The 15,345-nt window shown below is 43.9% G+C and carries 14 protein-coding genes; 10 read left to right on the plus strand and 4 right to left on the minus strand.

All coding sequences use genetic code 11. From position 1 onward, the window contains the following. Positions 1 to 4 precede the first annotated feature (4 nt). Entirely contained in the window at positions 5 to 487 is a 483-nt protein-coding gene (gene ispF, locus ACGHVY_RS18745) for a 2-C-methyl-D-erythritol 2,4-cyclodiphosphate synthase (RefSeq protein ID WP_390600634.1), read from the plus strand. 19 nt (positions 488 to 506) lie between these two features. Then, a complete protein-coding gene (locus ACGHVY_RS18750) occupies positions 507 to 1,514 on the plus strand; it encodes a metallophosphoesterase (protein WP_308745561.1) in 1,008 nt (335 codons plus the stop codon). Here the strand turns inward: ACGHVY_RS18750 and ACGHVY_RS18755 are convergent. Then, entirely contained in the window at positions 1,504 to 2,367 is an 864-nt protein-coding gene (locus ACGHVY_RS18755; protein WP_390600636.1) for a hypothetical protein, read from the minus strand. The genes ACGHVY_RS18750 and ACGHVY_RS18755 overlap by 11 nt on opposite strands. Positions 2,368 to 2,939: 572 nt before the next feature. Here ACGHVY_RS18755 and mnmA point away from each other — a divergent pair. The 8 genes from mnmA (at position 2,940) to ACGHVY_RS18795 (ending at position 10,752) form a co-directional block, all read left to right on the plus strand. After that, the gene (gene mnmA, locus ACGHVY_RS18760; RefSeq protein ID WP_308745559.1) at positions 2,940 to 4,025 is read left to right on the plus strand and encodes a tRNA 2-thiouridine(34) synthase MnmA; all 1,086 of its coding nucleotides are present in this window, start codon (positions 2,940 to 2,942) and stop codon (positions 4,023 to 4,025) included. A gap of 22 nt (positions 4,026 to 4,047) precedes the next feature. Beyond that, positions 4,048 to 5,418 (plus strand): S8 family serine peptidase, encoded by a 1,371-nt coding sequence (locus ACGHVY_RS18765; protein ID WP_390600638.1) that lies wholly within the window; start codon positions 4,048 to 4,050, stop codon positions 5,416 to 5,418. 41 nt (positions 5,419 to 5,459) lie between these two features. Next, positions 5,460 to 6,692: an exodeoxyribonuclease VII large subunit gene (gene xseA / locus ACGHVY_RS18770; protein WP_390600641.1), complete on the plus strand. Its 1,233-nt coding sequence runs from the start codon at positions 5,460 to 5,462 to the stop codon at positions 6,690 to 6,692. 62 nt (positions 6,693 to 6,754) lie between these two features. Continuing rightward, entirely contained in the window at positions 6,755 to 6,964 is a 210-nt protein-coding gene (gene xseB / locus ACGHVY_RS18775) for an exodeoxyribonuclease VII small subunit (RefSeq protein ID WP_308745556.1), read from the plus strand. 41 nt (positions 6,965 to 7,005) lie between these two features. Beyond that, positions 7,006 to 8,037 (plus strand): branched-chain amino acid aminotransferase, encoded by a 1,032-nt coding sequence (locus ACGHVY_RS18780; protein WP_308745569.1) that lies wholly within the window; start codon positions 7,006 to 7,008, stop codon positions 8,035 to 8,037. Between the two features lie 47 nt (positions 8,038 to 8,084). Then, positions 8,085 to 8,690 carry a DUF975 family protein gene (locus tag ACGHVY_RS18785; protein ID WP_308745555.1) on the plus strand — a complete coding sequence of 202 codons (606 nt, stop codon included), beginning with the start codon at positions 8,085 to 8,087 and terminating at the stop codon, positions 8,688 to 8,690. Positions 8,691 to 8,802: 112 nt separating this feature from the next. Continuing rightward, positions 8,803 to 9,561 (plus strand): tRNA (guanosine(46)-N7)-methyltransferase TrmB, encoded by a 759-nt coding sequence (gene trmB, locus ACGHVY_RS18790; protein ID WP_390600644.1) that lies wholly within the window; start codon positions 8,803 to 8,805, stop codon positions 9,559 to 9,561. Between the two features lie 90 nt (positions 9,562 to 9,651). Continuing rightward, positions 9,652 to 10,752 carry a P-loop NTPase gene (locus ACGHVY_RS18795; RefSeq protein ID WP_390600647.1) on the plus strand — a complete coding sequence of 367 codons (1,101 nt, stop codon included), beginning with the start codon at positions 9,652 to 9,654 and terminating at the stop codon, positions 10,750 to 10,752. Positions 10,753 to 10,899: 147 nt separating this feature from the next. Here the strand turns inward: ACGHVY_RS18795 and ACGHVY_RS18800 are convergent, their stop codons facing one another. The 3 genes from ACGHVY_RS18800 to ACGHVY_RS18810 all read right to left on the minus strand — a co-directional run bounded on the left by ACGHVY_RS18800 (position 10,900) and on the right by ACGHVY_RS18810 (position 15,184). Continuing rightward, positions 10,900 to 12,795 (minus strand): TlpA family protein disulfide reductase, encoded by a 1,896-nt coding sequence (locus ACGHVY_RS18800; protein ID WP_390600648.1) that lies wholly within the window; start codon positions 12,793 to 12,795, stop codon positions 10,900 to 10,902. Between the two features lie 187 nt (positions 12,796 to 12,982). Then, a complete protein-coding gene (locus ACGHVY_RS18805) occupies positions 12,983 to 14,800 on the minus strand; it encodes a M56 family metallopeptidase (protein WP_308745551.1) in 1,818 nt (605 codons plus the stop codon). A gap of 18 nt (positions 14,801 to 14,818) precedes the next feature. Next, entirely contained in the window at positions 14,819 to 15,184 is a 366-nt protein-coding gene (locus tag ACGHVY_RS18810) for a BlaI/MecI/CopY family transcriptional regulator (protein ID WP_022136495.1), read from the minus strand. Positions 15,185 to 15,345: the final 161 nt, after the last annotated feature.

Below are 15,345 nucleotides of genomic sequence, written 5' to 3' on the forward strand. Positions count from 1 at the left end.
AATTATGAAGATAAGAGTAGGTTTTGGCTTCGACGTACATCAGTTGGTCGAAGGGCGCGAACTGTGGCTCGGCGGTATCCTTTTGGAACATACGAAAGGATTGTTGGGACATTCGGACGCGGACGTATTGCTACATGCCGTTTGCGACGCTTTGCTGGGAGCGGCAAATATGCGTGACATTGGCTATCACTTTCCGGATACAGCGGGAGAATTTAAAAACATAGACAGCAAGATTCTGTTGAAAAAGACAGTAGAATTGCTTGCTACTAAAGGATATAAGGTCGGCAATATTGACGCCACCATCTGTGCCGAGCGTCCGAAGCTCAAAGCGCATATCCCTTTGATGCAGGAGACAATGGCAACAGTCATGGGAATTGATGTGGATGATATTTCCATTAAAGCGACCACTACCGAGAAACTAGGATTTACAGGTCGCGAAGAAGGAATTTCAGCCTATGCCACCGTACTGATTGAGAAGAATAATTAACCCCCTAAAATAAATGATTATGATTCGACTTTTGAAATTTCACTTAACACTTATCTTACTGTTGGCTGCAACTTTTTGTATGGCTCAAAAGAGTGAACTGCAATTTAGTAAAGAAGGTAAATTCAAGATTGTGCAATTTACCGATGTGCACTTTAAGTATGGTAATCCGGCTTCTGACGTAGCATTGGAACGTATTAATCAAGTACTTGACACCGAACGGCCGGATTTGGTAGTCTTTACCGGAGATGTTGTTTACGCGGCACCTGCTGATTCCGGTATGTTGAAGGTCTTGGAACAGGTATCCAAGCGCAAGCTTCCTTTTGTTGTGACTTTTGGTAACCATGATGATGAACAAGGATTGACACGGTCACAGCTATATGATATCATCCGCACCGTTCCTGGTAATTTAATGCCTGACCGGGGAACTGCTTTGTCACCGGATTATGTATTGACCGTAAAATCTTCTTCCGACTCTAAAAAGGATGCAGCCCTGCTTTATTGTATGGACTCTCACTCTTATTCACCTTTGAAAGATGTGAAGGGGTATAATTGGCTTACGTTCGACCAAATAAACTGGTATCGTCAGCAAAGTGCTGCCTATAAAACTCGGAATGGCGGACAACCGTTGCCTGCCCTTGCCTTTTTCCATATTCCTCTGCCCGAATATCACGAAGCCATTCGCGATGAAAATGCAGCTTTTCGCGGAACACGTATGGAAGAAGCTTGTGCACCTAGAATAAATACAGGAATGTTTGCTGCCATGAAAGAGGCGGGAGACGTGATGGGTGTATTTGTCGGACACGACCATGATAATGACTATGCGGTCATGTGGAAAAATATCCTTCTGGCTTACGGGCGCTATACCGGTGGAAACACTGTGTACAATCATTTGCCGAACGGTGCCCGTATCATCGTATTGGATGAAGGTGCACGCACATTCACTTCCTGGATTCGTCAGAAAGACGGCATTGTGGATAAAGTCTCTTATCCGGCAAGCTTTGTCAAGGACGATTGGACTAAACGTTGAGGCTTGCGAACTTCACATGGCTAAGGCGCGTATATTTAGAACCATAGCTTTCGTATCGGCGTGACACTTTCGCCGATGTGACGTAGATAATTTCTCCCAGTCGGTATTCATGCTCTATCCCGGATAAAGTACCTGATACCGCACTGGGATTTTTTGACGGAATACTCATAACGACCAAGTTCCCGCTGGCATCCGTCAGCGTGAGCACCTGCTTGACAAAAAACTGCGGGGTAGTGCCGTTCACCCTTGTTTTATACGGGTCGTCTTCCAGCCGCACACGGGTCACTTTCAATTTTAAGTCTGTAAGTTTCTCCCCTAATTCTCCCAAATACCGGCTTGACGAACGTTTCTCTCTGGATTTTCTCTGCATGATGTCCAAATGTATGGAGTGGTAAACCTGCGCTATAATGACAAAGCGTTCCTGTTTTGGAATCTTCGGAATAAACTTATAGGCTATCCAGCTTAAATAAGTCGGATCTATTTTCAGTATTTCATGCAGGAAATGTCCTCGATACTTCCCGAAGAAGATAAGGTCATCACCATTACTCTGCATCCTCTTCTCGTTATAATCCATAAGGATGAGGCAACGCTTTGAGTAATAAAACAGGGTACTTGCCACCCGGAGAGACTCATTAATATCCGGCGACAGGTCATGTATGTAAAGAATCGATTGTTTTTCGGGCAGGGGAGAATAGAGCCAAAGGGAATAGTTGGGTTTCCCCGGTCGAGGTGTCACCACCAAGTAAACACCCGCCTCTTTGAAAGAGGCTCTGCCTCGGTTGTATTCATTCAGTTTGGCATACAATAAGGCTTGCTCGTTTTCGGAAATGCCCGGTAATCTAGGGTTAGCCATAATTGTTCTCGCTTTTGTTATATTTCAAATATAGGGAAATTTATTGAGAAAAGCAACTGCTTTTTTATAAAATCACTTCAATTAAGCATCATTGTGGAGAAATAATCTCTCTACAATAAAAAGTTTGTCGATTTTACCCTCATACCCTCATAATTTCCCTCAATCGCTTTATTCATCGGTATTGTAGCTATGAGGGCAAACCTGAGGGTGACTATGAGGGTAAAAGTTACCCTCATAGTGTGTTGGCTGATAAATACCCACATCTCATAAGTGTTAGTTTAATTGTTTGTCTGTTTTTCCTTAAAGCTTGTCAAGAGCTCACAGTTGTGAACGGATAAGCTGTCACCTGTTGATAAAAAGGTTTACATATGTAAATGAAACGGCTCACTTCTGTGAGCCTGTAAAGGACATAAGGAGTCAACAAAAGAAACTCCAAGCATTTATATGTACTGTATAAAGAAATGGGGTGTACAAGCCGTTATTATTCCATATCTATACTGTTTCGTTTGCAATAAATTTATTTTCTCCGAAGAATCTCGTACATTTGTATCCACGTAATTTATAAAATTCGGATGAAAGAACGAAATAAAAGAGTATTGGTCGGAATGAGTGGCGGAATTGACAGTACCGCCACTTGTCTGATGTTACAGGAACAAGGATACGAAATAGTAGGAGTAACCATGCGTGTATGGGGTGATGAGCCGCAAGATGCAAGGGAACTGGCTGCACGGATGGGAATCGAACATTATGTGGCGGATGAACGTATTCCTTTTAAAGAGACTATCGTAAAAAATTTCATAGACGAATATAAACAGGGACGTACGCCGAATCCGTGTGTAATGTGCAACCCTTTGTTCAAGTTTCGTGTTCTGACGGAATGGGCGGATAAGTTGGGGTGTGCCTGGATTGCTACCGGACATTATTCACGGCTGGAAGAACGGAACGGACATATTTATATAGTAGCCGGAGATGACGATAAGAAAGACCAGTCTTATTTCCTTTGGAGATTGGGACAGGATATACTGAGACGCTGTATCTTTCCTTTAGGGGATTACACGAAAGTGAAGGTTCGGGAATACCTTGCAGAGAAAGGCTACGAAGCCAAGTCAAAAGAAGGAGAAAGTATGGAAGTCTGTTTTATAAAAGGAGATTATCGCGACTTTCTTCGTGAGCAATGTCCGGAACTGGACACCGAAATAGGTCCGGGATGGTTTGTCAATTCCGAAGGTGTGAAACTGGGACAACATAAGGGTGCGCCCTATTATACGATCGGTCAGCGGAAAGGATTGGAGATTGCGTTGGGTAAACCGGCTTATGTATTGAAAATCAATCCGCAGAAAAATACAGTGATGCTTGGTGATGCTGAACAGCTGCAAACTGACTATATGCTGATAGAACAGGATAAGATTGTGGATGAACAAGAATTGTTCCAGTGTGAGAACTTGACGGTGAGGATTCGTTATCGAAGCCGTCCGTTGCCTTGCCGGGTGAAGCGATTGGAAGATGGACGCCTGTTGGTGCGTTTTCTTGAAACGGCTTCGGCTATTGCTCCCGGACAATCGGCTGTGTTCTATGACGGAAGACGTGTATTAGGTGGAGCTTTTATTGCTTCGCAGCGGGGAATCGGGTTGGTGATTTTAGAGAACGAAGGATTTTGATTGATTAAAATAAAGATAACTTATGAGGAAATTTGTGTTATTGGTTTTTGCTTTGAATATATGCCTGGGAGTTTTTGCGCAATTCACACCGGGCGATACCTTAAAATATCGTATTAGCCTGAAAGATAAGGCAGCTACGGAATACTCTCTGCAGAAACCGGAAAAATACTTGTCCGGGAAATCCATTGAACGGAGAAAAAGACAGGGATTGGCAATAGATTCCACCGACTTGCCAGTATGCAGGAAATACGTAGATGCGATACGGAAGAAAGGTGTTCACGTACTTGTTACCGGAAAATGGGATAACTTCGTTACCGTCTCCTGTAATGACAGCACGTTGATTGATGAAATTGCAAAACTACCTTTTGTGCGTTCTACGGAAAGGGTTTGGAAAGGCATTACTCAAAAGAGTTTTGAGAGAGATTCGCTGATAAACAAGCCTTTGCGTTCCGATAGCCTTTACGGACCTGCGATTGCTCAAATAAGGATGAGCCGTGCGAACCTTCTTCATAATGCAGGTTTCAAAGGACAGGGAATGACGATTGCCGTAATTGATGCCGGATTCCATAATGTAGACAAGATAGAGGCAATGAAGAATATCAATATTCTTGGTGTGCGTGACTTTGTAAATCCCGAAGCAGATATTTATGCGGAAAGCAGCCACGGTATGTCTGTTCTCTCCTGCATGGCAATGAATCAGCCGAATGTGATGATTGGTACGGCTCCCGAAGCTTCCTATTGGTTGCTGCGTAGTGAGGATGAATATTCGGAAAATCTGGTGGAACAGGATTATTGGGCGGCGGCAATCGAATTTGCCGATAGTGTAGGAGTGGATTTGGTAAATACATCCCTCGGATATTATTCGTTTGATGATCCGGCAAAGAATTATCGCTATCGTGATTTGAACGGACATTACGCGTTAATGTCCCGTGAAGCTGCACGGGCTGCAGATAAAGGAATCGTAGTTGTCTGCAGTGCCGGAAATTCCGGTGCGGGCTCGTGGAAGAAGATTACCCCGCCGGGAGATGCGGAGAACGTGATAACCGTAGGCGCTATTAATAAAAGGGGAGAGCTGGCTCCGTTCTCTTCCGTAGGAAATACGTCGGACGGACGGGTGAAGCCGGATGTTGTTGCCGTAGGATTGGGTTCGGACGTGATGGGGACAGACGGCAATCTTCGCCATGCTAACGGAACTTCCTTCTCCTCTCCGATTATGTGCGGAATGGTGGCCTGTTTGTGGCAGGCTTGTCCGAAACTGACGGCAAAAGAAGTGATAGAACTGGTTCGCCGGTCGGGTGACAGGGCAGATTTTCCGGATAATATATATGGATACGGTATTCCTGACTTGTGGAAGGCGTATTTTACGGTTAACGGAGAAGTGATTGGTGATTAACAACTGGTTACTATTGTACTAATCGCTAATCATTAATCATTATGGATTCCTCCCTTTCTCTTTTAGAACTGAATGCGCTTGTCCGCCGCAGTCTGGAGCAATGTCTGCCAGATGAATACTGGATACAGGCAGAGTTGAGCGATGTCCGTTCCAATACGACCGGACATTGTTATCTGGAATTTGTACAGAAAGATCCTCGCAGCAATAACCTTGTCGCTAAGGCGCGTGGTATGATTTGGAACAATATCTACCGTTTGCTGAAACCCTATTTCGAGGAAACTACCGGACAGATGTTTACTGCCGGCATCAAAGTGCTGGTAAAAGTGACGGTTCAGTTTCACGAACTTTACGGCTACAGTCTGACAGTGCTTGATATTGACCCTACCTATACACTGGGAGACATGGCCCGCCGCCGACGGGAAATACTGTTGCAGTTGGAAGAGGAAGGTGTACTGACACTGAATAAAGAATTGGAAATGCCGGTTCTGCCGCAACGTATTGCCGTTATTTCCTCTGCTACCGCTGCCGGATATGGTGATTTCTGCCATCAGTTGCAGCATAATCCGGGCGGGTTCTTTTTCTATACGGAGCTTTTTCCCGCTTTGATGCAGGGGAATCAAGTTGAAGAATCCGTATTGGCGGCTTTAGATCGTATCAATGCCCGCATGAATGAATTCGATGTGGTCGTTATCATCCGTGGTGGCGGGGCAACTTCCGATTTATCCGGTTTTGATACTTATCTGCTGGCGGCTGCGTGTGCACAATTTCCGTTACCTGTCATTATCGGAATCGGTCACGAACGCGACGATACAGTCCTTGACTCTGTGGCGCATACCCGGGTAAAAACTCCTACGGCGGCAGCCGAACTCCTGATTCACCGAGTCACGGAAATAGCCGACCGCTTGGAAGAATTGTCCGCCCGTATCCAACAAGGAGCCTATGCGATGCTTGAGCAGGAGTGGCGGAGACTGGAAACACTGCAGACCCGTATCCCAAACCTTGTGCATCGGATACTCACGGATGCCCGTTTTGCTTTGCTGTCAGCCGGAAAGGATTTGTCGCAAGTGACGAAGGCGCTATTAGCCCGCCAACACCATCGACTGGAACTTCTGCAACAGCGCATAGCGGATGCCTCTCCCGATAAATTGCTAAGCCGCGGATACAGTATCACCCTAAAGGACGGGAAAGCGGTAACGGACGCATCCTCGCTGAAGCAGGGAGACAAATTAGTCACCCGTTTCTCGAAAGGAGAAGCCCGTTCTGTGGTGGAATAGCAAACATCCGGATAGAAGTAAAAGAAACATTCATCATTAACCATTAATAATAATCAATCATCGTGGCAGCAAAAAAGGAAACATATCTTCAGGCGATGGAACGTCTCGAAAAGATTGTCCGTCAGATAGACAATAATGAACTGGATATTGACGTTTTGAGTGAGAAAATCAAGGAAGCCAATGAAATAATTGCCTTCTGTACCGAAAAACTGACGAAAGCAGACCGCGAAGTCGAAAAAATATTGCGAGAAAAGCGGCAATCTGAAGAATAAAAGTTATTTTTGCAAATTAAAGTTTAAGAAAGAATAAACTAATACAGTATAAAATGAAAGAAATAGACTGGGCGAATCTGTCATTCGGATATATGAAGACAGACTACAATGTACGAATCAATTTCCGCAACGGAGCATGGGGAGAATTGGAAGTTAGTAGTGACGAACATCTGAATCTGCATATGGCAGCTACGTGTCTGCACTACGGACAGGAAGCATTCGAAGGATTGAAGGCTTTCCGTGGGAAAGACGGTAAGGTGCGTATCTTTCGTTTGGAAGAAAATGCGGCTCGCCTGCAATCTACCTGTCAGGGAATCCTGATGGCGGAACTTCCGACTGAACGTTTCAAGGAAGCTATCCTGAAAGTTGTGAAACTGAACGAACGTTTCATTCCGCCTTATGAGACAGGTGCTTCTCTTTACATCCGCCCTTTGCTCATCGGAACAAGCGCACAGGTAGGCGTGCATCCGTCAGATGAATATATGTTTGTGGTATTCGTGACTCCGGTAGGCCCGTACTTCAAGGGTGGTTTCTCTACCAATCCGTATGTTATCATTCGTGAGTTCGACCGTGCTGCTCCTCATGGAACTGGTATTTATAAAGTAGGCGGTAACTATGCAGCTAGCCTGCGTGCCAACAAGAAAGCACACGACCTGGGATATTCCTGTGAGTTCTATCTCGATGCCAAAGAAAAGAAATATATCGACGAATGTGGCGCAGCCAACTTCTTCGGTATTAAAGACAATACGTATATCACTCCGAAATCATCTTCTATCCTGCCTTCCATCACTAACAAGAGTTTGATGCAGTTGGCGGAAGATATGGGTATCAAGGTAGAACGCCGTCCGATACCGGAAGAAGAACTGGAAACGTTTGAAGAAGCCGGTGCTTGCGGAACTGCCGCGGTAATCAGTCCGATTCAACGCATTGATGATTTGGAAAACGGAAAATCATACGTTATCTCTAAAGATGGCAAACCGGGCCCCATCTGTACGAAACTGTACAACAAGTTGCGCGGGATTCAGTACGGCGACGAACCGGATACACATGGTTGGGTAACCATCGTGGAGTAACCGGAGTCCAATAATAAACACACATTTATCTAATTATTAAATTTATCATGTTAAAAGAGAATTCAGAACTACGTGCTGAAGCACGTCAGGCACTTCAAGGTAAGTGGCCTATGGCAGCAGTTGCTGCGCTTATTTATTCAATTATTGCCGGTGGACTTTCCGCTATTCCCTTTATCGGCGGATTGTGCTCACTGTTTGTCGGACTGCCGGTTGCGTACGGTATTGCGATTGTGATGTTTGGTGTGTACAAAGGTAAGGATATTGATTTTGGAGTGCTGTTTGAAGGCTTCCAGGATTATAGCCGTATTTTTGTAACTAAGTTGCTCCAGGGCATTTACACAGCTTTGTGGTCATTGCTGTTGGTTGTTCCGGGCATCATCAAGTATTATTCTTATGCAATGACGGACTATATTCTGAAAGAAGAGCCGGAGATGAAAAATAACGCAGCTATCGAAAAGAGTATGGCTATGATGGAAAACAACAAGATGAAGTTGTTCTTGCTCGACTTGAGCTTCATCGGTTGGGCTATCCTTTGTATCTTCACTTTCGGTATCGGGTTCTTATTCTTACAACCTTATGTGCAAGTTTCTCATGCTGCCTTCTATGAAGATTTGAAAGCACAGCAGGGAGGTGAAGTGAAAGTTGAGATTTAATCGACAAATAAATTCAGCTATATGGAAGAATGGGGTATGGAGAAATCTGTACTCCATTTCTTTTTGTCGGTTACGTCAAAATCAGTACCTTTGCGACCTAATCAGTATTGATATGGGAAAGAATAAATTAGAAAAGTTTGCCGATATGGCAAGTTATCCGCACGTGTTCGAGTATCCTTATTCGGCGGTAGATAATGTGCCTTTTGACATGAAGGGAAAATGGCATGAGGAGTTTTTCAAGAACGACCATCCGATAGTGCTCGAATTGGGCTGTGGACGTGGTGAATATACCGTCGGTCTGGGTAAGATGTTTCCCGAAAAGAACTTTATAGCAGTTGATATAAAAGGTGCCCGTATGTGGACGGGGGCAACGGAGTCATTGCAGGCAGGAATGAAGAATGTGGCTTTCCTGCGTACAAATATCGAAATCATCGAACGTTTCTTTGCCGAGGGCGAGGTTAGTGAGATATGGCTTACTTTCTCCGACCCGCAGATGAAGAAAGCGACGAAGCGGCTGACTTCTACCTATTTTATGGAAAGATACCGTAAATTCTTGCAACCGAACGGAATTATCCACTTGAAGACGGACAGCAACTTCATGTTTACTTATACAAAATACATGATAGAAGCCAATCAGCTTCCGGTGGAGTTTATGACGGAAGATTTATACCACTCCGGTTTGGTGGACGATATTCTTGGCATCAAGACTTATTATGAACAACAATGGCTCGATCGTGGTTTAAATATCAAGTATATCAAGTTTCTGCTCCCGCAAGAAGGCGAATTGCAGGAACCGGATGTGGAAATAGAGCTTGATTCTTATCGTAGCTATAATCGTAGCAAGCGTAGCGGGCTGAGTACCAGTAAATAGCCTGCCGGAATAATCGCCGTAAAATGAACCGGCAGCCGCCTGGATGGTGAATTTAAATAGTAAATTGTAAATCGTCAAATAGTAAATAAAATGACTCTTTATCCTAAATTGATATTGGATGCATTGGCAACGGTGCGTTATCCCGGTTCGGGAAAGAATTTGGTGGAAGCGGAGATGGTCGCTGATAATCTCCGTATTGACGGTATGGCTGTCAGCTTTTCGTTAATCTTTGAGAAACCGACTGATCCGTTTATAAAATCAATGTTGAAGGCTGCGGAAACGGCTATTCACACATATGTGTCTCCTGACGTACAGGTTACGATAGCGACAGAAAGCAAGCAGGCTCCCCGGCCGGAAGTTGGCAAGATGCTTCCGCAGGTGAAGAATATCATTGGTGTCTCTTCGGGTAAGGGTGGGGTAGGCAAGTCTACCGTATCTGCGAATTTAGCGGTTGCTTTGGCTAAGTTAGGTTATAAAGTAGGTCTGCTCGACGCGGATATTTTCGGACCTTCCATGCCGAAGATGTTTCAGGTGGAAGATGCGCGTCCGTATGCTGAGCGTATAGATGGCCGTGATATGATTATCCCGGTAGAGAAGTATGGAGTGAAATTATTGTCTATCGGTTTCTTTGTCGATCCGGATCAGGCTACTTTATGGCGTGGCGGAATGGCAAGCAATGCACTGAAGCAATTGATAGGTGACGCAGCCTGGGGGGAATTGGACTATTTTCTGATTGATCTTCCGCCCGGAACCAGTGACATTCATCTGACTGTTGTCCAGACATTGGCGATGACAGGAGCAATTGTTGTCAGCACTCCGCAGGCTGTGGCTTTGGCGGATGCCCGTAAAGGGATCAATATGTTTACTAATGATAAGGTGAATGTACCTATTCTCGGTTTGGTTGAGAATATGGCATGGTTCACTCCTGCCGAACTTCCGGAAAATAAATATTATATTTTCGGTAAAGAAGGAGCCAAGAAGTTGGCCGAAGAGATGAATGTTCCTTTACTGGGACAGATTCCTATCGTGCAGAGCATTTGTGAGGGCGGGGATAATGGTACGCCTGTTGCATTGGATGAAAATACGATTACGGGACGTGCTTTCTTGTCATTGGCTGCGAGCGTCGTTCGGCAGGTAGACCGCCGGAATGTTGAGATGGCTCCGACTCAGATTGTGGAGATGCATAAATAATTGATAATGAAATAGGCTGCCTTTGTCATTCAGAGATGGCATCACTTTAAAAACGAAGAATCTCCTTTTTTAACTACAAAAAAGGAGATTCTTCGTTTCGTTCTGAATGATAGATAGAGACTGTCCTGTGACGCTTGAATGGTAGTCTTATTTTTGCAAAGCTTTCATCAATTGCTTTTTCATTGTATCTGTACCCGGGAATCCCGTTTGCTTGAAAGTTGTATTCCCTTCGGCGTCTATTACGAAATAAGTCGGTACTCCTTGGATATTGAACTTATCCATTAGATATCTCCATTGATCGTTGGTCACGCGGAAATGCTCTCCGTGAATATCGGGTATCATATTTTCCCAAGTTCCTTTAGGCGAATTTTCTCCCGCGATGTATAAATAAAGAATATCCCTATCTTTCAATTCTTCTTTCATCGGAATCATGGCTTTGTTGGCCATTCTGCACGGTCCACACCAAGTTGCCCAGAAATCCACTAACAATACATGTCCTTTGAATTTGGAAATAATGGTGGAAAAGAGTTCCTCGTTGTTTACTTCACCGACTTCATTGATTTTGTATCCGGTTTTCAGTTTGTTCAGTTCCATCTTCTTGAGCAATTTTCCATTGAGTGCTGTCAGCATATCTTTGTAAGCAGGTGAGGGCAATGCTTCAAGTGCGGCTGTTTGTTCGGCGGTTAGCGGTGTGAAATCTTCGATAGAACGGTAGTACCTGTATGCTTCTGCCATTTGAAACAGAACCCCTTGATTACTACCTAGATGCTGTTCCAAAAGATCTTTTCTGGAAGCGAACACACCTATCCCGTATGCATATTCCGGTGCGTATAAATCTGCCGGTGAATTGAGGACCAGTTCTTTGAGTACATCGAAATAATTGTCCGGAAATTCTATTTTGGTGTTCATGTAGTATTCATTTGCCTGCTCCTTGTTCAGCTTCTGGCTGATGATATGTGCACGCATCAGTATATCCTTGCCCATAAAGAGTCCGATGCCTGTGGTTATATCCGTATTGGCTTTCAGGACTTCTTTTGCGGCAAGGCTGAGAGGAGCTTCTTCTATTTGTTTATGAATGTCACGTCGTTTTTCTACAAAATAGTTTTTTATTCCGTCAATGTCTTTTCCGATTACTTCGTTCACGGTTTCTCTCGGATTGCTGACTAAATTGGTCTGAATGGAGTTGTCCGACAATTCTTGTTGTAATTCTGCCAGATAGCCACTGTAATAAGCCTTTTTTCCATATGGCTTGCTGTCTTTTTGCAAGTGTGATTGTTGGCGTGTGCATTCGGCGGTGTTGATGATAATCGAGTTTTCTTTGCCGGGAGCCAGAAGGCAAGGAATTTGGGCAAACGGGAAAACAAGTGTTGCCGGAGTTACCGTAATCACATCTGTTTGAACCTGAAAAGTGCCGTCTTCATTTACTTTCACATCTTCGGCAAAGTTCAACCATCTCACCGGGTCATTCAGATGCAATTTGCCTGTTGCCGGCATATCTGCTTTAAAACCGAGCACTTTTCCCTTCAATGTAGCTTTGGCATATGCGAGTTCTGGTGTCGGTAATTGGGCTTTCTTGTTGATTTTATGGATTATCGCGTCTTTGGGTAACGGGGCTTTACGGAAATTTTTCTCATTGAGTTGTATTCCCCATATCTTGTATGCTCCGTCAAAGTCTCCTTCAGAGAAATCCAGACTGGTTACATTTTCCGGTATAGGCGGAAATAGGAGCTGGAACTCTGCTTCACCTGATTCGGGCATCCAAAATTCTTTGTCGAGTGTAATTCCGACTCCCTTTCGGATGGGGTAAAGTGCCCCGTTATTATCTTTCAGAAAACTTCCGGTTGCTATTTTTATCCAGTATTTAGGCCGATAGTAAGCTTTCACATATACAGTGGTCACTGTGTCACTCATGACAATTTTATCAATTTCGATACTGTTGGAGCTCCAGGCAAGAAAAGGAGGACGTTCGATAACTCTGTCTTTGGCTTGTACAGTGCAAATAGTGCAGAGTACCAAACCGATAATCCATGCGAATCTTTTCATATGAATAGTGTTTTGTTGCTAACAAATATAAGGATATTTTTGTAACTATCCTTGTGGAAGCAGAAAAAGATGTATTTTTCTCGGCACCGATGAAAGAAATGTTCGGCACCGGGGAAGGGGGTGTGCGGCACCGGGGAACGCCCCTTTCCCCACCGATGAGGAAAGGGCGCGGTACCGGGGAATTAATTTACTGTAGCCGGAATACAATAGGAAGGGTATATTCTACGGCAACTGCTTGTCCGCGTTGCTGTCCCGGTTCCCATTTTGGCATATTGCCCACTACACGAATGGCTTCTGCATCCAAAGAAGGAGAAACGCTACGCAGTACTTTTATATCTGACAAGCTGCCATCTTTTCCTACAACCATTTTTATGATGACTCTGCCTTGCTCCTTATTCTTTTGCGCAATAGTCGGATATTTGATACTTCTGGCAAGATACTTCATCAGCCCGGCTGTTCCGCCAGGGAATTTCGGCATTGTTTCTACTACTTTGAAAGTTGGTTCTGTATCTCCTGCTTTTACACCTACTGCATCGGGATTTGAATCCTCTTTTAAACCGTACCCTACTACAACGACTTCTTCCAAATCTGATTGTTTTATTTCTTCTGCTTTAGCTGGTTCGGGGCCGGTTAGCCTGAAGGCAACAGGAACTGTGAATTTGACATTTACTGTTTCTCCTCTTTGCTTGCCGGGTTTCCATTTGGGCATGGCAGTGATTACACGTATAGCTTCCTTATCCAGATAGGGGTCTACACTTCGAACTACTTTTATGTTATCTATACTTCCGTCTTTTTTTACTACGAAACATACAATCACACGTCCTTGTATGCCTTTGGCGTGGGCTTCGGCCGGATATTTGATGTTCTGTGAAAGGTATTCCATCAATGCTTTCATTCCTCCGGGGAAATCAGGCATTTCTTCTACAACTTCAAACACAACAGAATCAGGTACGCTCTTGCTGTGAGTTTCCATTGTCTCTTTTATCTTCTTATCCTGTGGAAGAGTTGGCTTTTGAATCTCTTCTGCAGGAAGTTCTGGAATAGTCGCTATTTCAGGTTCAGGGATGACTTGCGTCGTTGCCTGTCCCATCATTTCTTTGGCGAATTTCTCCGTGGTACGTGCCACCATTTCGATGTTGCTGACAATCATCAACAGGGCAGCCAAGGGGAGAAACATCAGATATTTTGTTCTTCCTATTTCTTTTGTTCTTCGTTTATTCATCATTTTAATACGATTTTTGAGTGGTAAAACATTGAAACTATTTGATAAATTTGCTGCAGCCTTGTGATGTGCCAGTCCCAACAAATGGTACTGGTATGATTTACTATCATGTCCCGTCTCCAATACCCGGTGATCTGCCATGTATTCGAGATTTCCTCTGACTTCCCGTTTCATCAGCCAGATAAACGGATTGAACCAACAGAGCGTACACATTAACTCACTGATTAACACATCTACCGAATGATATTGGCGGGCGTGTGTTTCTTCGTGGGTAATGATTTCGCTGATTTCGGATTCCGTATGCGACTGTGGATGAATGAATATCCATTGGAAGAAAGAGAACGGACCGTTTTCTTTCTTTAAAAGATGTACGCGTGTTCCTTGTATGGTGCTTTGGGGACACTGGATGTGCAATCGTATGATACTGCCTAACTGTACAAGGAAGCGTGTTGCCAGAAATAATACCCCACTCCAATAGATGATTTTCATAAAGAGTATGGTTAACTCCTGCCAGTTTATCGTAGGTTCTTGTGGTGGGGTTATAATTTGCTCCGGAAGTAGGATTGTAGCATAAAGATCTGCCATTGCCACCATTGGTTCGTGGGCTTTTATCCATCCTTGAATGTTCAACAAAGGATAAAGTAAGGAGATGGCAAAAAAACATAATAAAGCTACCCGACGCCAATGGAAGAAGGTGTCTTTATAGAAAAACAACCGATAGAATGCGTAGAATAATGCTATCGCTACATTTATCTTTAGAAAATAGGCTAATTCCGGAGTCATAGTAATAAGTGTTTTCTATTAATCTTCTTTCCCTTTTTCAATCAGGTCGATGATATCTTTGAGATCATCGGTCGAAATCTTTTGGTCTTTGGCAAAGAAAGAAACCATTTCTTTGTAAGAGTTCTCAAAATAGTTGCGGACTACACCACTCATAAAATGGCGTTTATACTCATTTTCGCGAATTGCGGGAGTGTATTGGTAGGTGTTACCCACACGTTTTGGTGTGACGTATCCTTTCCGTTCGAGATTCTTCACGATGGATGCTACTGTGGTGTACGGCGGAGCTGGTTGCGTGTACTTCGCTACGATGTCCTTTACGAAACAGCTTTGTAACTCCCAAATGTAGATCATTACTTCTTCTTCTTGTATAGTTAACTTTTCCATGGAGATGTTGTTTAATTACGAATACTTCGCAAAGCTACGAAGATTTCGTAATTAAGCAATAGTTAGTGGGTTAATAAATGCAAATACATAATATTTGCAAGAATATATTGATTGTGCCATTCTACTGAAAATACTTAAGCATAAAAAACACTCGAATAAGC

Source organism: Bacteroides sp. f07 (assembly GCF_042854785.1).
GTDB lineage: Bacteria > Bacteroidota > Bacteroidia > Bacteroidales > Bacteroidaceae > Bacteroides.

What these genes read in the sequence shown, in the direction of transcription:
- ACGHVY_RS18785 (WP_308745555.1), top strand. Translation starts at nt 8,085, where the DNA reads ATGTTAAAAGAGAATTCAGAACTACGTGCTGAAGCACGTCAGGCACTT.
- ACGHVY_RS18755 (WP_390600636.1), bottom strand. Translation starts at nt 2,367, where the DNA reads ATGGCTAACCCTAGATTACCGGGCATTTCCGAAAACGAGCAAGCCTTA.
- ACGHVY_RS18810 (WP_022136495.1), bottom strand. Translation starts at nt 15,184, where the DNA reads ATGGAAAAGTTAACTATACAAGAAGAAGAAGTAATGATCTACATTTGG.
- ACGHVY_RS18805 (WP_308745551.1), bottom strand. Translation starts at nt 14,800, where the DNA reads ATGACTCCGGAATTAGCCTATTTTCTAAAGATAAATGTAGCGATAGCA.
- ACGHVY_RS18795 (WP_390600647.1), top strand. Translation starts at nt 9,652, where the DNA reads ATGACTCTTTATCCTAAATTGATATTGGATGCATTGGCAACGGTGCGT.
- ACGHVY_RS18750 (WP_308745561.1), top strand. Translation starts at nt 507, where the DNA reads ATGATTCGACTTTTGAAATTTCACTTAACACTTATCTTACTGTTGGCT.
- ACGHVY_RS18765 (WP_390600638.1), top strand. Translation starts at nt 4,048, where the DNA reads ATGAGGAAATTTGTGTTATTGGTTTTTGCTTTGAATATATGCCTGGGA.
- ispF (WP_390600634.1), top strand. Translation starts at nt 5, where the DNA reads ATGAAGATAAGAGTAGGTTTTGGCTTCGACGTACATCAGTTGGTCGAA.
- mnmA (WP_308745559.1), top strand. Translation starts at nt 2,940, where the DNA reads ATGAAAGAACGAAATAAAAGAGTATTGGTCGGAATGAGTGGCGGAATT.
- xseA (WP_390600641.1), top strand. Translation starts at nt 5,460, where the DNA reads ATGGATTCCTCCCTTTCTCTTTTAGAACTGAATGCGCTTGTCCGCCGC.
- ACGHVY_RS18800 (WP_390600648.1), bottom strand. Translation starts at nt 12,795, where the DNA reads ATGAAAAGATTCGCATGGATTATCGGTTTGGTACTCTGCACTATTTGC.
- trmB (WP_390600644.1), top strand. Translation starts at nt 8,803, where the DNA reads ATGGGAAAGAATAAATTAGAAAAGTTTGCCGATATGGCAAGTTATCCG.